The 16,663-nt window shown below is 50.5% G+C and carries 16 protein-coding genes; 4 read left to right on the forward strand and 12 right to left on the reverse strand.

Translation table 11 applies throughout. The features are described from left to right. Positions 1-50 precede the first annotated feature (50 nt). Positions 51-302: a post-transcriptional regulator gene (locus tag NSS79_RS27120; protein ID WP_038595596.1), complete on the reverse strand. Its 252-nt coding sequence runs from the start codon at positions 300-302 to the stop codon at positions 51-53. Between the two features lie 222 nt (positions 303-524). Here NSS79_RS27120 and spoVB point away from each other — a divergent pair, with 222 nt between their 5' ends. Further along, on the forward strand, positions 525-2,129 hold the full coding sequence (gene spoVB, locus NSS79_RS27125) for a stage V sporulation protein B (protein WP_342436894.1): 1,605 nt from the start codon (positions 525-527) through the stop codon (positions 2,127-2,129). Between the two features lie 7 nt (positions 2,130-2,136). Here spoVB and NSS79_RS27130 read toward each other — a convergent pair whose 3' ends face one another. Next, on the reverse strand, positions 2,137-2,901 hold the full coding sequence (locus NSS79_RS27130) for a DUF421 domain-containing protein (protein WP_342436895.1): 765 nt from the start codon (positions 2,899-2,901) through the stop codon (positions 2,137-2,139). A gap of 228 nt (positions 2,902-3,129) precedes the next feature. On the opposite strand from NSS79_RS27130, the gene NSS79_RS27135 reads away from it, so the two are divergent. Next, the gene (locus NSS79_RS27135; RefSeq protein ID WP_342436896.1) at positions 3,130-3,522 is read left to right on the forward strand and encodes a TIGR04086 family membrane protein; all 393 of its coding nucleotides are present in this window, start codon (positions 3,130-3,132) and stop codon (positions 3,520-3,522) included. 96 nt (positions 3,523-3,618) lie between these two features. After that, positions 3,619-4,458, forward strand: a complete 840-nt coding sequence (locus NSS79_RS27140) for a phosphatase PAP2 family protein (protein WP_342436897.1) — start codon at positions 3,619-3,621, stop codon at positions 4,456-4,458. A gap of 110 nt (positions 4,459-4,568) precedes the next feature. Here NSS79_RS27140 and yajC read toward each other — a convergent pair whose 3' ends face one another. From yajC to NSS79_RS27180, 8 genes are all read right to left on the reverse strand, one after another. Next, positions 4,569-4,886, reverse strand: coding sequence for a preprotein translocase subunit YajC (yajC, locus tag NSS79_RS27145; protein WP_038595604.1), 318 nt, complete (start codon positions 4,884-4,886; stop codon positions 4,569-4,571). Positions 4,887-4,946: 60 nt separating this feature from the next. Continuing rightward, entirely contained in the window at positions 4,947-6,083 is a 1,137-nt protein-coding gene (gene tgt, locus NSS79_RS27150) for a tRNA guanosine(34) transglycosylase Tgt (RefSeq protein ID WP_076109167.1), read from the reverse strand. Between the two features lie 21 nt (positions 6,084-6,104). Then, positions 6,105-7,133, reverse strand: coding sequence for a tRNA preQ1(34) S-adenosylmethionine ribosyltransferase-isomerase QueA (queA, locus tag NSS79_RS27155; protein ID WP_342436898.1), 1,029 nt, complete (start codon positions 7,131-7,133; stop codon positions 6,105-6,107). 9 nt (positions 7,134-7,142) lie between these two features. After that, complete coding sequence (locus NSS79_RS27160; RefSeq protein WP_342436899.1) at positions 7,143-9,245, reverse strand: SpoIID/LytB domain-containing protein; 2,103 nt, start codon at positions 9,243-9,245, stop codon at positions 7,143-7,145. A gap of 44 nt (positions 9,246-9,289) precedes the next feature. After that, positions 9,290-10,297, reverse strand: coding sequence for a Holliday junction branch migration DNA helicase RuvB (gene ruvB / locus NSS79_RS27165; protein WP_076109170.1), 1,008 nt, complete (start codon positions 10,295-10,297; stop codon positions 9,290-9,292). Between the two features lie 53 nt (positions 10,298-10,350). Next, a complete protein-coding gene (gene ruvA, locus NSS79_RS27170; RefSeq protein ID WP_342436900.1) occupies positions 10,351-10,968 on the reverse strand; it encodes a Holliday junction branch migration protein RuvA in 618 nt (205 codons plus the stop codon). Continuing rightward, positions 10,965-11,468: a crossover junction endodeoxyribonuclease RuvC gene (gene ruvC / locus NSS79_RS27175; protein ID WP_038595613.1), complete on the reverse strand. Its 504-nt coding sequence runs from the start codon at positions 11,466-11,468 to the stop codon at positions 10,965-10,967. Before ruvC ends, ruvA begins: the two co-directional genes overlap by 4 nt. Positions 11,469-11,704: 236 nt before the next feature. Further along, positions 11,705-12,475 (reverse strand): BofC C-terminal domain-containing protein, encoded by a 771-nt coding sequence (locus tag NSS79_RS27180; protein WP_342436901.1) that lies wholly within the window; start codon positions 12,473-12,475, stop codon positions 11,705-11,707. A gap of 204 nt (positions 12,476-12,679) precedes the next feature. Here NSS79_RS27180 and fabV point away from each other — a divergent pair, with 204 nt between their 5' ends. Continuing rightward, positions 12,680-13,870 carry an enoyl-ACP reductase FabV gene (gene fabV, locus NSS79_RS27185; protein ID WP_342436902.1) on the forward strand — a complete coding sequence of 397 codons (1,191 nt, stop codon included), beginning with the start codon at positions 12,680-12,682 and terminating at the stop codon, positions 13,868-13,870. 81 nt (positions 13,871-13,951) lie between these two features. Here fabV and NSS79_RS27190 read toward each other — a convergent pair whose 3' ends face one another. Both NSS79_RS27190 and NSS79_RS27195 read right to left on the reverse strand, forming a co-directional pair. Continuing rightward, positions 13,952-15,835 (reverse strand): ABC transporter permease, encoded by a 1,884-nt coding sequence (locus NSS79_RS27190; RefSeq protein WP_342436903.1) that lies wholly within the window; start codon positions 15,833-15,835, stop codon positions 13,952-13,954. Continuing rightward, positions 15,807-16,574 carry an ABC transporter ATP-binding protein gene (locus tag NSS79_RS27195; protein WP_342436904.1) on the reverse strand — a complete coding sequence of 256 codons (768 nt, stop codon included), beginning with the start codon at positions 16,572-16,574 and terminating at the stop codon, positions 15,807-15,809. The genes NSS79_RS27190 and NSS79_RS27195 overlap by 29 nt, the downstream gene beginning before the upstream one ends. Between the last annotated feature and the right edge of the window lie 89 nt (positions 16,575-16,663).

Below are 16,663 nucleotides of genomic sequence, written 5' to 3' on the forward strand. Positions count from 1 at the left end.
TTACTTTACTGCTTCCTATAGCCATTTGCAAAAGAAAATCGTTCCTTGTATCAGTTTAATCCCCGATAAGCGGCAATCGTTAAATAATTCATATAACTAGTGGCCTTCAAGGAATAGATATCGTTCACAAGCTTGTGCAGGGGAGGGTTGCCCTCCTTGGCATAGTTGCGGCTGATGCAATCCCAGATATCCTTGCCTGTTACATACTCATAGCCGAGGAGTCGGAATTCCTCCGCTTTGCTGCGGCACATGGCTTCGATATCTTCACCAAGCTCATCATCACTCCACTCTATCGATTCCACGTGTTGACACCTCCAAAGTTCGCTCTTTCGCATGTTACTTTTTAGTATTCGACCAGGCTCCCCCGCATTCCTTCTTCCGGGTTAAAACTTGTCATTTCCAAAGCTTGTCATGGAGTAGACAGGGTACCGCATATCAATATACAAGCTTACATCCACAAGCTTACCTTTTGGACAGACAGGAACGCCAGCGTTTTATTTCAATTCGGGAAGAAGGAGTGCCCTTTGAGTAATCTAAGGAAACAAAGCTTTATCCAAGGAACGCTTATACTGCTTGCTGCAGGCATTATTAACCGGATGCTTGGATTTATTCCGCGCATTGCATTACCTCGTATTGTCGGTGCTGAAGGTGTTGGGCTGTATCAGCTGGGTTATCCCTTTTTCATCGTGCTGATCACTGTAATCACTGGAGGGATTCCGCTGGCCATCGCCAAAATGGTAGCGGAGGCAGAGGGAGAGAACCGTCCTGAAGAGTCACGCCGTATTCTGCATACCGGACTTACCCTCAGTCTGGCGCTCGGCATCTTGTTCACACTGGTCGCCCTGTTCAGCGCCTCATGGGTATCCAATGTGCTCCTTACGGACAGTCGTGTGTATTATACATTTGTCAGCATGACGCCGATGATCTCTATCGTTGCCGTATCTTCTATATACCGGGGCTACTTTCAGGGCAGGCAGAACATGATTCCATCCGCACTCTCCTCCGTTCTGGAGTCAGTAATCCGCATTATCTTTATGCTGTGGTTCTCTTGGCTGCTGCTTCCTAAGGGTATTGCCTTTGCTGCAGCAGGTGCAATGCTGGGGGTAACCGTTGGAGAAATCGTCGGCATGCTGGCGCTGCTATGGCAATATTATTACATCCTAAAAAAGGACAAGAAGGATCTTCCTGACTCTGTTACTGCGGAAAATGACATTCCAGATCCGGTTATCATTGAACCCTCAGCGGGCAAGCAAACTTCTGTACTGAAACGTCTGCTAGGCATTGCTGTTCCCGTCACGGCCGGAAGGCTCGTCGGCTCTTTTTCCTATCTTCTGGAATCGATTATTACCGCTCGCAGTCTGGCACTTGCCGGAATTGCCACCGCAGCTGCAACCGCGCAGTACGGCTCCTTACAAGGGATGGTTATTCCACTGCTGCTGCTGCCGGGAGTACTGAGCTCTTCCCTTGCTGTTTCGCTCGTTCCTTCCTTGTCAGAGGCGGCAGCGCGCCATGATTTGGCAACCATTCATAAAAGAATGCATCAGGCCCTGAGGCTCGCTATGGTAACCGGAGCCCCGTTTGCTGCAATTATGTACATCCTTGCCGTACCGCTTTGTACGCTGATGTACGGCAATGCGGACACCGCTCCGATGCTGCGGATGATGGCGCCTTTTGCACTCTTCCTCTATGTCCAAGCACCGTTGCAGGCTGCCCTTCAAGCTATGGACCGCCCCGGGAGGGCGCTTATTAATACGCTGGTCGGTGCGGTGATCAAAATCCTGCTCATTCTCGTTTTGGCCTCACAGCCCGAATACGGGATTTATGGCGCAATTATCGCAATTATCGTTAACAGCATTTTTGTAACTTTGCTGCACGGCTTTAGTGTGGTTAAGCTGATTAAATTGTCCATTAGAGTTTCCGATCCACTCAAAACGTTGACCGCGGTGATTATCATGGCCGCTGGCATGTCTTACATCTATACCTCTGTGCCCATCGCCGATGCCCAGTGGCTGCAATTTTTACTTTCTGCCGCCTGCGGGATGGCACTCTACCTGGGAATATGCCTGCTTTCAGGCCTGATCTCTGTTCGAGACCTGGACCGTGTGCCGTTCTTCAAACGCCGGCGTTAACCATACTCTATCTGGAGCGCTGGCGGTCTACATATATTTTACCCTTGTGATCAATCGAGCACAGAAAAACATCGCGGAAATCAGATACGCCCTTTTGGCGGATTTGGGTTCTCAGCCAGAATCTTGTTTTTCCAATTAGCTCCAGATTGGTATCCTGCACCTTCCCGTCCATAATGAGCGGAATCGGCAGGCCTTCATACCTGATTTTATGCTTCGGCAGCTTGACACCGCCGGAACTGCCGCCACCACTGTTGCCCTGTTCATTATGCTCAGCATTAGAGCTGCTGTTTCCCGATTGGTTGGATGAAGACGTACCCTTGTTCTTCTCGATGACGGTAAGCTGGCCGCTGGTTTCCAGAATGGCAAACTCCACATCAGCGGGGCTGTCGATGTTCTGTCCCCGCAGCTGCAGCAGCAAATCATCAAGGTTATATCTTTGCCTGCGCATTTCCCCCCGGTGTATTTTGCCATCTGAAATCAGTACGCTGGGCTTGCCGTCAATCAGCAGCCGCAGCTTTCTGTTCTTAAGGCTGATCTGTGCCACAAGCACTTGAATCAGTACCAAGGTTGCCATGGGCACGATTCCGTCATAGACCGGCCGTTCGATGTCTTCAATGATAAACACGGCAATTTCAGCAATCATGATCGAAATCGTTAAATCGAATACAGACAGCTTGCCAATCTCCCGTTTCCCCATAATCCGCATGCTCAGGAAAATGAAGATATACATCAGCACGGTCAGAAAGATATGGGTAGTAATATGCTGGAACATATTCTCTTCGTTCCCCCTTCTGCTTATCGCCCGGGCAGTTTGCCTTACGGGCGGATTAATGTACCCCTATTCTGGCCTCCCTGCCAAGGGAACATTCGGAAATGGCCTTATTAATTAATGGTAAATGAGCAGGCTTTGCCATTCTTGTACTATTGGGGCAAGCCTCCCCATACAATGAATAATAGTTAACTTAAGGTGATCGTCAAAAAACATTTAGGAGGTTTTACCATGTACTTCATTCGGCGCCTGTTCTCGTGGAGAATAACGAGTCCTGTATTATCCGGTTTATGCCGATCCTTCCTGTGGATGCTGCTGGGCGCGTTTGTCCTCTCTCTTTTGCTGTGGGGCAGCGGTCTGAAGGAACAGGATCTTACAACGTATACCTACATCGTACACGGCATCGCCGCCGCATTCGGCGGACTGACGGCAGGGCGCAGAGCGACCAGTAAGGGCTGGTACCAAGGGTCACTTACGGGGGGATTTTACGGGATCATTGTGCTGCTGGTCGGATTTTTGGCGCTTGACAGTGCCCCTGCAGGCATTGATGCTGTATGGGTTATAGCTGCTGCGGCAATCGGAGCGCTCGGCGGAATGTTTGGAGTTAATTTACAAAAAAACTAAATTATTAGAATCCATAAAATTTGAAACCATTCTCTTAAAAATATGTTACACTGGTTTCATCTGAATTCGTAAGAGCTTGAGGAGGCTTCGATAGCTTTGCTTTACCAATCCATGAACCATGTTGTTTTGTACACCGTTGTAATAGTAATTCTGCTGATTTGGATCAGCACCCGGCGCAACCCTTTTATGGCCTTTGTAGAACTCGGAAAGGAACTGCTGCACTCCTATAAATTTCTGTTGGTTATTATCGGAATGATCAGTGTCCTCCTTCTGAATAAATATGAGCTGCAGATTGAGCAGAACATGCATCTGGCATCGGATTATACTTCTGTATTCTTTGGACTTGAAGGACATTTTGTCCAGACGCTGCAGCAAATATTCTACGCTCCCTGGCTTACACCTATTGTCGTTTTCTTCTATATCTTTATGCTCCAAGCCGTGCTGGCTGCTTCACTCGGAGTCTATTTGCTGGAGAAGAACCGCCTGATGCTGTATGCCACCTGCTACACGGTCATGCTAATTTACACAGTCGCCATTCCGTTCTTTTTATATTTTCCAATCAACGAAGTTTGGTCCTATGCTCCGGCAGGTGTAAGATTCATCATGTTGGATGTCTTTCCAACCTTTGAACAGGAATACCGGCCGCTCTCCGGTCTAAACAACTGTTTCCCTAGTCTGCACACGGCCATCGCTGTAGCTACGGCGCTGCTCGCCTTTCGGTCAGGGAACAACCGCTGGAAGATCATCTCGACGATTTCAGCAGTAGCTATTGTGTTCGGAATCTTCTATCTCGGCATTCATTGGCTGATTGATATGCTGGGCGGCACTCTGCTGGCTGTTCTGTCCACCTCTGTTGGAGTACAGCTGGCCAAGCTGACACTCCGCAGCGAGGAAACATCGCTTCCAGTCCGAAGCCGCGCCACAGATGCCCGTTAATTTTTCAATTCCCTCAGGGTGATGAATACGAGATTTATGTGATAGCATGCCAAAAAGCGGCGTTCTCCCGAAGGAGATACGCCGCTTTTTATGTAGGTTGTAAAGAGATACTATTCCTTACCTTCCGTCTCCAGTGCCACAGCATGGCTGATAGAGCCCCGGTCAAAGGTTAAACGGGTCACATCATTAACGCGCAAAACGACGATGTCGTCGGAAATCTCCATGATCGTCCCGTGAAGGCCACCAATAGTGACTACCTTATCGCCCTTCTTCAGAGCTTTCAACATTCCGTTACGTGCTTTAGTTTTCTTCTGCTGCGGACGAATGAGCAAGAAATAGAACACCACAAACATAAGTACAAACGGGCCTACTAGACCTAGAATGCTGCCGGTACCCGCTTGATTTGCTGCAAATTGAAAATGTAACATATCCTTTCCCCCCTTTCGATATGCATTAAAGCACAATCCAGTTCTTCTGTTACAGGCGTACTAGAAGCCTTTGAGATTATCATACAATCCGTATTGTGCAAAAAACTCATCGCGAAAATCAAGCAGCCGATCCTCTCTGATGGCTTCACGCACTTTACGCATCAAATCCAGCAGGAAGTGTAAGTTATGGTATGTCGTTAACCGCAAGCCAAAAGTTTCGTCGGCTTTGATTAAATGGCGCAAATACGCCCGCGAATAATTCCGGCAGGTATAGCAACTGCATTCCGGATCAAGCGGCCCGAAATCTCGTGCATACTGTGCGTTGCGTACAACGAGTCTTCCCTGACTGGTCATTGTCGTTCCGTTACGGGCAATGCGGGTAGGCAGAACACAGTCGAACATGTCCACTCCGCGGATTGACCCTTCAAGCAGCGCATCCGGTGAACCGACACCCATTAAATAGCGCGGTTTCCCTTGCGGCAGCAGCGGAACAGTATAATCCAGCACTTCATACATTAGCTGCTTGGACTCTCCGACGCTGAGCCCTCCAATAGCATACCCCGGGAAATCCATGGAAGTCAAATCAGCCGCGCTCTGGCGGCGTAAATCCTCATGCATGCCTCCCTGTACAATAGCGAACAGCCCCTGATCCTCGGGACGGGCATGACTTTTGAGACATCTTTCTGCCCAGCGGGAGGTACGTTCCAATGACTTTTTGACGTAATCATATTCTGCCGGGAAAGGCGGGCATTCATCAAATGCCATCATGATATCGGAACCAAGTGCGTTCTGAACCTCCATCGCCACCTCCGGCGAAAGGAATTTCTTGTCTCCATTAAGATGGGAGCGGAAATGTACGCCTTCCTCGGTAATTTTGCGCATATCGCTCAGTGAGAATACCTGGAACCCACCGCTGTCCGTCAGAATCGGCCGGTCCCAGTTCATAAACTTGTGCAGACCGCCGGCCTCACGGATAATGTCATGGCCAGGCCGCAGAAATAAATGGTACGTGTTGCTCAGTATAATATGAGCGTCCATTTCTTTCAGTTCTTCAGGACTCATGGTCTTGACTGTAGCTTGTGTGCCAACAGGCATAAAAGCAGGTGTCTCGATGACACCATGCGGGGTATGGACTCTGCCGAGCCGGGCTCCGGACTGCTTGCAGGTCTTAATGTGTTCATAAGTTATTGCTGCCATTTGTTTAACCCTTCCTCTTGCTTAATAAATAAACATCGCATCACCAAAGCTGAAAAAGCGGTACTGATGCGCTATCGCTTCCTCATAGGCGGCGAGAATCTGTTCACGTCCTGCTAAAGCGCTCACCAGCATAACCAAAGTGGACTTTGGCAGGTGAAAGTTCGTAATCAATGCGTTAACAACTGTGAATGCGTAACCGGGATAAATGAAGATATCCGTCCACCCGCTGCATTCTTCAATCTGTCCGCCCTGGAACTTATGGCCCACGGTCTCCAGAGTCCGGCAGGAGGTTGTGCCAACAGCGATAATACGGCCGCCTCTTGCTCTCGCATCATTCAGAAGCTCTGCAGTTTGCCGGGACAGCTCAAAATACTCGGCATGCATGACATGCTCTTCAACCTTCTCCACTGACATCGGTCGGAATGTGCCAAGTCCAACGTGAAGTGTAATGTAAGCAATATTCACACCTTTGGCGGCAATACGCTCCAACAGTTCCTTTGTAAAATGCAGTCCTGCCGTCGGTGCCGCTGCTGAGCCTTCATGCCGGGCATATACCGTCTGATACCGTTCCCGGTCATCGAGTGTTTCCTTAATATAGGGTGGAAGGGGCATTGTCCCCAGTCTGTCCAGAATCTCCTGAAAGATTCCTTCATACATGAAGCGCAATGTCCGGCCGCCCATATCGGCCTCGTCTTCGATCACCGCACGGAGTTCATCGCTGAAAATAATGACCGCGCCGGTCTTCAGCTTCTTGCCCGGCTTCACCAGCGCTTCCCACCGGTCCTCTCCCAGATTCTTCAGGAGCAGTACTTCCGCCTTGGCTCCGGTGTCTTCCTTGATCCCAAACAGTCTGGCAGGAATAACGCGTGTATCATTCAGAACAAGCGTATCCCCCGGCTGAAACTGCTCCAGTATATCGGTAAAATGCCGATGAGCAAGCTCTCCGTTCTCCTTGTTTACCAGCAGCAGCCTTGAGGCGCTACGGTCAGAAAGTGGAGTCTGGGCAATCAGCTCCTCCGGCAAATGAAAATCATAATCGTCTACATTCATGGTCAGTCTTCATTCCTTAACTATAGTAACGTTATTAAAATAGTGTTGCAATATTTGCTTGTAATCATACCCGTTATCGGCCATACCCTTCACGCCCCACTGCGACATACCGAGCCCATGGCCATTGCCCCAGCCGATAAAGTAAAATCCCGGATTAGTTGTAACCACTCTTGCCGAAGAATCAGCTCCCATTACAACCGTTCCGCTGCTCTGGACAGTGACCTTGCCGGATGCAGAAAGCACACCCGCAGACTGAGTTCCGCCAATGGTTGCGGCAGAGCCGTCAGCGCCTAATACAGTATAACTGCCGGAAGGTACAATATCAAACAAAGTACTGGGCAGTCCATTAAAGGCGGAGCGGAAAAGATCCGGGTACTTAACCTGCAGAATATTACCGTTGGCTTTGACCTGAGTGACTCTTCCTGAAGGCCCGCGCTGGGTAACCTGCAGGCTGGTAATGGATGACGGCAGTGTACTGCTTGTCTTACCGGCTAAGCTTTTGAGCAGCTCCGCCGAGGTGTACGGTCCTTTAATCCAGCTATAGCTCCCGGATTCATAGACTTGATCCAATACGACAGCATTTTCACCGGGATTCAGTTTGCCTACCGGACTTGCACTGCTGTCGATAACAGGCAGCGGCCGAATGTTCACATTACTGGTCGAAGCTGTCGCAAGGGGAAGTCCTGCCGCCGTCTTACTGCCGGTCAGTTTCATATTATCTTCACGGGCATAGCCGGAGGCACCGCTGGACAGCAGCACATAATACCACTTCTTAAATGAGGCAGAGGCCGAAGCATCCTCAGCGCTGAGCACACTGACAAAAGCAGCTCCGCCATTGCCCCAGACCTCTGACGGATCCGCTGTGCGGCCGCCGCTGTTAGAGGAGAAGACAGTTTCGACAATCTTCCCGCCGCTCTTCAGCACTTCACCGGCTGTGGCATCCACCGCCTTGATAATCGTAGGTGCTTCGGCCCCGATACCGTTATATACCTGGCTTAGTGTCGTATCGACCACATCGGCCACATCAAAACGTTTGCCCTGAAACAGCGCATAGCTGCGCGCGGCGACTGCCTGGGCTTTAAGCGCTTCTTCATTCCAGCTTGAGGAGACTTCTCCGCCGACTACCGCATACAGGTATTGCTCCAGCGGTACTTCATTAATGACAGCCAATGAGCCGTTTAAACCACTTAGCTCCAAGCTGCCGCGATACGTACGTTTGGATCTCTCCTCCAGTTGAATCCCCGATTCATTGCCTGCAGCAATAAACTTGGCATTGGCTCCGGACACACTGTAATGAAACGCTTGTCCCTCCTTACTGAGGTCCAATCCTGCGTCACTGCGGATAATTAACCCGGGTGCTGAAGCAGGAGACAAGACAAGCTGGGGAAGTGCAGCCGCAACTTCGGTCTGCAGGGCGGAAAGCTCACTTTCGCCAGCAGCTTCGCCGACCCATACCTGCGTCTTGGCACTGCCGTCCGCTCCAGCCACCATTACCTTCCAGGCATCGAAATTGGCTGCCGTCAGTGCCTGGAGAGCAGCATCTGCTTCCCCAGTGGAAGCGAACTCTCCGGCAGACAAGTGTTTATTGCCCTTCACGGCTGACGTTTGGCCCGCCGGGATGGACAGTCCCGCTTTCCCTACGCGGGTAAGGCCTTCTTTGGCAGCATTTTCACTGGCGTACGGACCTGTGTACAGCTGGTATGCATTAACCCCATTACGTGAGGTTACCAGCAACTGCGGCTTATCGGATGTAGACTGCAGCTTCTTGGCAGCATCGGCAGCTGCCTGCCAGGTGGCAGCTTCCATAACCTTAACCTTGTAGCTATCCAGACTTACGCGTATTTTGCTGTTGGCTGGAACCGGCAGCAATGAGGCTGCCCCACTCTGGCCGGAGAGAAAATTGAAGTCCTTAGCAGACTGCAGCGTCACGTATGGTACGGTTAATTTATATTTGCTGCCGATATCAGCATATATCGCAACCCGGATGTTTGCACTGGATTCGGCATGGATATCACCTGCAGGAACCAGGAAGCTGCCTGCAATCAGTGTTGCCGCCAGCAATCCCCGGCCCAGCAGTCCCATTCCTGTCAGTTTGCGCCTCGCATGATTCATCGTGAAGCCTCCTAAAAGTTTGTTGTGGGTCTAGCATTTCAACTTTAATGCTGCTCCGGAGGAAGCGGAAGACCCAGGTGATGATAAGCCGCCGGGGTTACCATTCGTCCCCGGGGAGTGCGCTGCAGGAAACCGATCTGCAGCAGATAAGGTTCATACACATCTTCAATAGTCTGGCTCTCTTCGCCTATCGTGGCGGCAATCGTATCCAGCCCGACAGGACCGCCGCGAAAGGCGGTGATCATCGAGTGCAGCATCTTATGGTCTATGCTGTCCAGCCCGCGCGGATCGACCTGCAGCATCTTCAGCGATTCACCCGCAATATCGGGGGTAATGATTCCGTCACCGCGCACCTGGGCGAAATCGCGGACCCGCTTCAGCAAGCGGTTGGCAATCCGCGGTGTTCCCCGGGCACGCAGGGCAATCTCTTCAGCGGCATCGCCCAGGATCTCAATGCCAAGCAGCTCGGCATTGCGGGAGACGATGAAGCTCAGCTCATCAATCGTATAATATTCCAAACGGCTGACTACCCCGAAGCGGTCACGCAGCGGCGCCGACAGCAACCCGGCCCGCGTGGTGGCTCCGATCAGTGTAAAGGGCGGCAGATCCAGCCGCACCGAACGGGCGCTAGGCCCTTTGCCGATCATGATATCGAGCGCGAAATCCTCCATCGCCGGATACATGACTTCTTCCACAGTCCGGTGCAGGCGATGAATTTCGTCAATAAACAGCACATCGCCTTCCTGCAGGTTGGTCAACAGCGCTGCCAGATCCCCGGGCCGCTCAATGGCCGGCCCGGACGTCGTCCGCAGATTCACACCAAGCTCGTTGGCGATAATGTTCGCGAGCGTGGTTTTGCCAAGACCCGGAGGCCCGTACAACAACACATGATCCAGTGCCTCACTGCGCATTTTGGCTGCTTCAATATATATTTTCAGGTTCTCTTTCACCTGTGTCTGTCCGATATATTCGCCCAGATAACGGGGACGCAGACTTAATTCCACCGCCTGCTCGTCCATCATCAGATTCGCCGATATAATCCGGTCATCCATCTATTTCCTCACTCCGTTCTTCAAGGCTGTCCCTTTAGGCAGCTGCTTTAAGCTTATTTGGCGATATACAGCAGCCCCAGCGCCTTCTTCATCAGCACATCGACAGTCCCTGTATCTGTGCCTTCTTTCTTCATCGTCAGCCATACCCGGTCCAGCTCTGCTTCGGTATAACCGAGCGCTTTCAGACCGTCTCTGGCTTCCTGCCACGGCAGGGCGGCATTCTGCTCTTCCATCGGTACCGCAAATAACCCGGTCTGCATGGAGGCGGCACTCAAACCGTCCAGCTTATCCCGCAGATCCAGAATCATCCGCTGTGCCGTCTTCTTGCCAATACCCGGCAGCTTGGTCAGGAAGGTGATATTCTCCTGATAAATCGCCGAGATCAGTTGGTCCGGCGTACCGCCGGTCAGAACCCCCAGCGCCACGCGCGGTCCGATGCCGGACACCTCAATCAGCTTGCGGAACAGCTTCTGTTCTTCCCTTGTCGGGAATCCGAACAACAGTGTGGCATCCTCCCGTGTCTGATAATGGATGTAGATGGTCACGGGTCCTTCCGACTTGGCGAACGCATAAGGATTCGGGCAGAACACCCGGTATCCTACACCCTGGACATCCAGTACCACATACTCCGACTCCAAATGTACTACCGGTCCTCTTAAGTAATCTATCATTTTCGCAATACCTCATTTAATTTGGAATTAAGACTCACCGAATGGGCGTGGCAAACAGCCACCGCCAGCGCATCGGCCACATCGTCGGGCTTAGGAACAGCGGACAGCTTCAGCAACAGCTTCACCATTTCCTGTACCTGCTTCTTCTCAGCCTTGCCATAACCGACCACAGCCTGCTTCACCATCATCGGTGTGTATTCGGCGACGGGAAGCCCGCGCTGCACGGCAGCCAGAATCAGCACACCCCGTGCCTGGGCCACCGGAAGCGCAGTTGTCACATTGCGGGCGAAGAACAGCTTTTCCACTGCCACTGCGTCCGGCTTATATTTATCTATCAGCTGCACCATGCCCTCATAGACATGCAGCAGCCGTTCTTCCTCAGGCGTATGCGCCTCGGTCTGAATACTGCCATATTGAACCGGCGTCAATTTATTTCCTTCCTTATCGACGAAGCCAAAGCCGACAATCGCCAGCCCCGGGTCTATTCCTAAGATGCGCAAGCCCAATCTCTCCTTCTAACAGGCAGGATATTCCACCGTATTCATCCATTGCCCGCTCTTAAAGCGAACATATGTATTCCTTCTACCCATTATAGCAAAAATCCCTCTAGCAGAGAAAAAAATTTGCCTGCTCTCCAGAAATATCACAACATATAAATGTTGCCTCATTTGTAACCCTCATGCCAAAAGGCCCCCGATCATAAGATCGGGGGCCTTCCAGTACTTTTCTCTGCTGCTTATTCTGACTGCATTGCCTGCTCTGCCGAATCGCGTGCATAATCGCTGAATGTCGACAGCACGCTGTTGTATTCCTCAATGTCCTGCACCCGGATTCCTTCATGCAGCTGTTTCATGATCCCTTCGGGGAGCGAAGACTTCATGGAGCCCATGTCCATCTGAAAAAAGGTCTTCAGCACTTTTTCCGCTGCCGGCGGACCTTTGAACAGGCTTAAATTCCCGTGTGCGTCAACACCGATATAAGCATCCTTTTTGGTCAGCGGCGAAAGATCATTGACTCGATGCTCCAGCCACAAGTCGCCTTCCTGGCTAATCCAGCCGTTCCAGCCCGGATGTTTCTCTATCAGCACTTTAAGCTGCCCCGGATTCCGCTCTCCTGAAAGGGTCTGTACTTCTATGCCCGTCACATAGACCGTCTTCAAATGTACCGTTCTGCTGACAGCGTCTTGGCTAACCGCCTCCAGCAGTTGTTTGCTCTCTACAGCGGCACTGCCGTCTTCCTCGCTGTTTCCGATATTATTAGAAACGGCTGCCACCGCGGCCACGCTGTCACCCTGCCCTCCGGTCTGCTCCGGGCTGTAGGTTTCGCCTAACGACTCCACCGGTATCGCCCAGTCTGAATTGCTTAACAATCCGCTGATCTCCTCCGGAACCTGCATGCCGCGCCAGGCCACTACCGTCAAAGCGATACAAGCCGCTCCCACCCAGGGAGCCTTTTTCCAACGTCTCCACCGCCGCCACAGTTGTTCTTTCAAACGAAAAGCATTCATGTTAATCCCTTCATTCTGCTTTTTCCCTATTGTGACCTGTGAAGGAAGCAATTATGCGCTTAACAGGAAAAATTGATCTTCAACGCTTCCCGCTGTCCTGCAGCAAAATAATTTAATTTCAAAACTTATCTTTCTAAGCTATCATTTGCTATACTCTATATTAGCGAAAATTAAGTTAAAAACTAAACAAAGGGGATTTCCTTGATGATTATTCAGCCCAAAACCCGCGGCTTTATTTGCACCACTGCCCATCCTGAGGGATGCGCCAAGCAAGTGGAGCAGCAAATTGACTATGTAAAAGCACAGAAGAAACTGAATGGTCCGGCTAATGTTCTCGTGATCGGCGCTTCTACCGGATACGGTCTGGCTTCGCGGATTACCGCCGCTTTTGGTGCAGGCGCGAATACGATTGGCGTGTTTTTTGACAAGCCCGCTGAGGGTGCCCGCACCGCCTCTGCCGGCTGGTATAACTCCGCAGCACTTGAGCAGCAGGCGGCGAAGCTTGGCCTCAAATCACACAGCATCGTCGGCGATGCTTTCTCTGATGCGATTAAAGAAAAAACGATTGAGCTCATTAAAGCCGAATACGGCACAGTGGATCTCGTGATCTACAGTGTAGCTTCCCCCCGCCGCACTCATCCGGTAACGGGAGAAACCTTCTCTTCTGTGATCAAACCCGTCGGCAGCGCGTATACGAACAAAACGATGAACTTCCACTCCGGTGAAGTCTCTACCGTCACCATTGAGCCAGCGACAGACGATGAGGTCCGCCAGACCATAGCCGTAATGGGCGGTGAAGACTGGGGCATGTGGATCGACCAGCTTCAGGAAGCAGGCGTTCTTGCAGATGGAGCTACTACCGTTGCCTATTCATATATCGGGCCGGAAGTTACCCACCCGATCTATAAGGACGGAACGATCGGCCAAGCCAAAAATGATCTAGAAAAAACAGCAATTTCTTTAAATGACCAGCTTAAGCCACAAGGCGGTCGTGCCTTTGTCTCTGTCAACAAAGCTCTGGTTACCCAGTCAAGCTCAGCTATTCCTGTGGTACCGCTCTATATTTCAGCACTATACAGAGTGATGAAGGAAAAAGAACTGCATGAGAACTGCATCCAGCAGATGTACCGTTTGTTTGCCGAGCATTTGTACAACGGCGGCGAGGCTGCTGCTGATGGCAGCCACCTGATCCGGATCGACAATTGGGAAATGCGTGAGGATATTCAGACTGAAGTGATGCGCCGCTGGACCGAGCTGGAAACGGATAATGTCCCTGAACTTGCCGACCTTGCCGGATATCAGGAAGACTTTTTCAATCTGTTCGGCTTCCGCACAGAAGGTGTGGATTACGAAGCTGAAAGTGAGCCTGCAGTGGATATTCCCAACCTGGTATAAGTGTATTCAGCGTTTATAAATAGCAAAGAAGCCGTTCCCTTACAGGAGCGGCTTCTTTGCGGGCATTTACAGGCATAAGCATTACCCGGCCAGTGCCGATTTAATCTGTCTGGTGTAGAACAGACGGACAACACAAAAGTAAACGAGCTGAATGATAAAGAATAGGCTGAGTACAAGAACGGATTCTTTAAACATTGAATAATTGAACATGTGGGACAGAGTGGTAAGCGCCACCGCTCCATGCACCAGTGCGACAACGATAGGAGCGAAGAACAGCAGACTGATTTGGCGGTTCAATATCTTGCCCAGCTCTCTTTCGCTCAGTCCCAGCTTGGAAATGGCCTTGAACTTTTGTTTATCTTCATCCAGGTCACTGTATAGCCGGAAATAAAGAAAGCTTCCAGCAGAGACAAAAAATACAATTCCGATAAAGAAACCGATGAACATCAGTGGCCCAAAGCTTTCATTAATCCGGTTTGTCTGAAATTCAAGTGCATAAAATTCGTAATTTTCGTCATACGGAAGCTTGTTGGTCAGCTTTCCGCCCGCCGCCACCGCTCCCTGCTGTTTAATCGGTCCGTGCCAGGCATAATAATGACTTTCTTGATCCGGCGGGGCAAGCTTTGCAAACAGTTCATCAGGGACAACGTAATAGCCGCTCATGCCCCGTATCGCCGGAGATACAACCGCCTGTGTTGCTTCGATAACTATCCCGGACTGTAGCTTTACAGGCTGGTGGAGCATCTTTTCACCTTTCCGCGACAGCCCAAAATCAACAATGGCCGCCTTCCCGTCAGAAAGCTTTATAGGTTTGATCCCAAGCAGCTCCGCAAGATGGTTATACTCGGCTTGCTTCACTAGGGTAAGCGTTTGATTGCCTTCGGCAGTATTATAATAATTAAGCTCAAGTAAAGTCTTTTCAGCGGTAACCTTGGATTCGCTTAAGCTCTGATCAATCAGTTGTACATGGGCTTGTTCCTTGCTGTCGCTATCCGCGGCCAGGTATGTGAACAGATAAGGATTTTCCTTTGTCATTGACCCATTAAGCATGGATTGAAATCCGTACAATGCGCCTATGGCACTAAAGGAAACTGTAGAGATGATGGCGACCAGAAAAAAGGAGCGTGCATTGTCCTTCATCCGGTAGGAGAGATCGGAGAACAGCAGCATATTGGTCTTAAACCAGAAAAAACGCTCTTTTCGCTTCAGCTTCCGGATCAGATATACACTGAGCTGTGTGAACAGCAGATACGTACCAATAGTCACCATAATTACTACAGGCGGAAGCAAGAACACAACATCCAAGCCGCTTGCCCGTAAAGAAAGGAAATAGCTGGTCCCAAGTAATGCCACCACAAGCAGTGACAGCAGCAGTGAAGCCTTCGGCTCCCGCTTGGGCTGACGGTCCGCCTTGATGAGTGTGATCAGCTTGCCGCTCCGCAGCACCACCGAAATAAACAGGGAGATCAGAACGAACAGCAGCAGGAATGAAGCCAGTGTAAGGAAGATTGCCTTGAACGGAAAATAGAATTGCAGCTGCTCATTAAGCGCAAGCGCCTGCTCTCCTGCAAGCAAAATCCCCTTTGCAAACACAATACCGAGACCGATACCACTAATAGTTGCCCCGAACCCGATAATCATATTCTCCAGAAAAATCATCGTCCGCAGCTGGCGGGTAGTCATACCCTGCATCATCATTGATCCGAATTCCCTTTTCCGCGATTGCAGAAATGCGCTCATTGAGTAAAGCACGAAAAAAAAGGAAAACACATAGATAATCCATTTCGACACCGAAAGGGCAACCACCGCACTCGACTGCATACGATCTTCGCTGAGCATCGGATGAAACGCAAAGATGGAAAAGGTGAAAAACACCATTACGGTAAACATACTGCTCAAGAAATAGGCGGTGTAGAGCCGTTTATTCCGGCTGACGTTACGGAATGCGAATTGACGAAACGTCATTTCCATATCCCCCCAGCAGCGAAAGTGTATCAATGATTTTCTGGAAAAAGCTTTGGCGGTTGTCCCCACGGTGGATCTCCGTATAAAATCTGCCATCTTTAATGAACACTACCCGATGGCAATAGCTGGCCGCCACAGCGTCATGGGTGACAAGCATCATGGTCGTTTTCTGTTCCCGGTTGATGGTTTCCAGCATATCCATGACATCCTTTGCCGCTTTGGAATCCAGATTACCGGTGGGTTCATCTGCCAGCAGCAGCTTGGGTGAATGAATCATAGCTCTGGCGATTGCCGTCCGTTGGGCCTGCCCCCCGGAGATTTCATAGGTACGTTTTTTCATGATGGCGGTAATTCCCAGCTTATCGGCAATCGTTTGTGCCTTTTGCTTCATTTCACTGATCTGGGTGCCATCCAGTGTCAGCGGCAGCACAATATTCTCCTCCACGGTCAGGGTATTCAGCAGATTGAAGTCCTGAAAAACAAAACCTAGCTGCCGGCGGCGAAATACCGCCAAATCGTTTTTGCTCAGCTTACCTATATCTTTGTTGTCGATGATAATTTCCCCTGTGGTTGGGCCGTCGACTGTGGCAATCATATTAAGAAGTGTTGTTTTTCCGCTTCCTGAAGGACCCATAATCCCGACGAATTCTCCTGCATCGATAGTTAAATCAATGTCGGTCAACGCCCGGTAGGCCACATTTCCTTCATATATTTTACTGACCTGTCTTACCTCCAGCATTATGCTTCTATCTCCTCTCCTGCGTTAAATCCTTCTATAAACCCACTATACCGGAGACACAGAACATCAACTATCGATTTAGGTTTCAC

Source organism: Paenibacillus sp. FSL L8-0436 (assembly GCF_038593025.1).
Taxonomy (GTDB): Bacteria; Bacillota; Bacilli; order Paenibacillales; family Paenibacillaceae; genus Paenibacillus_AQ.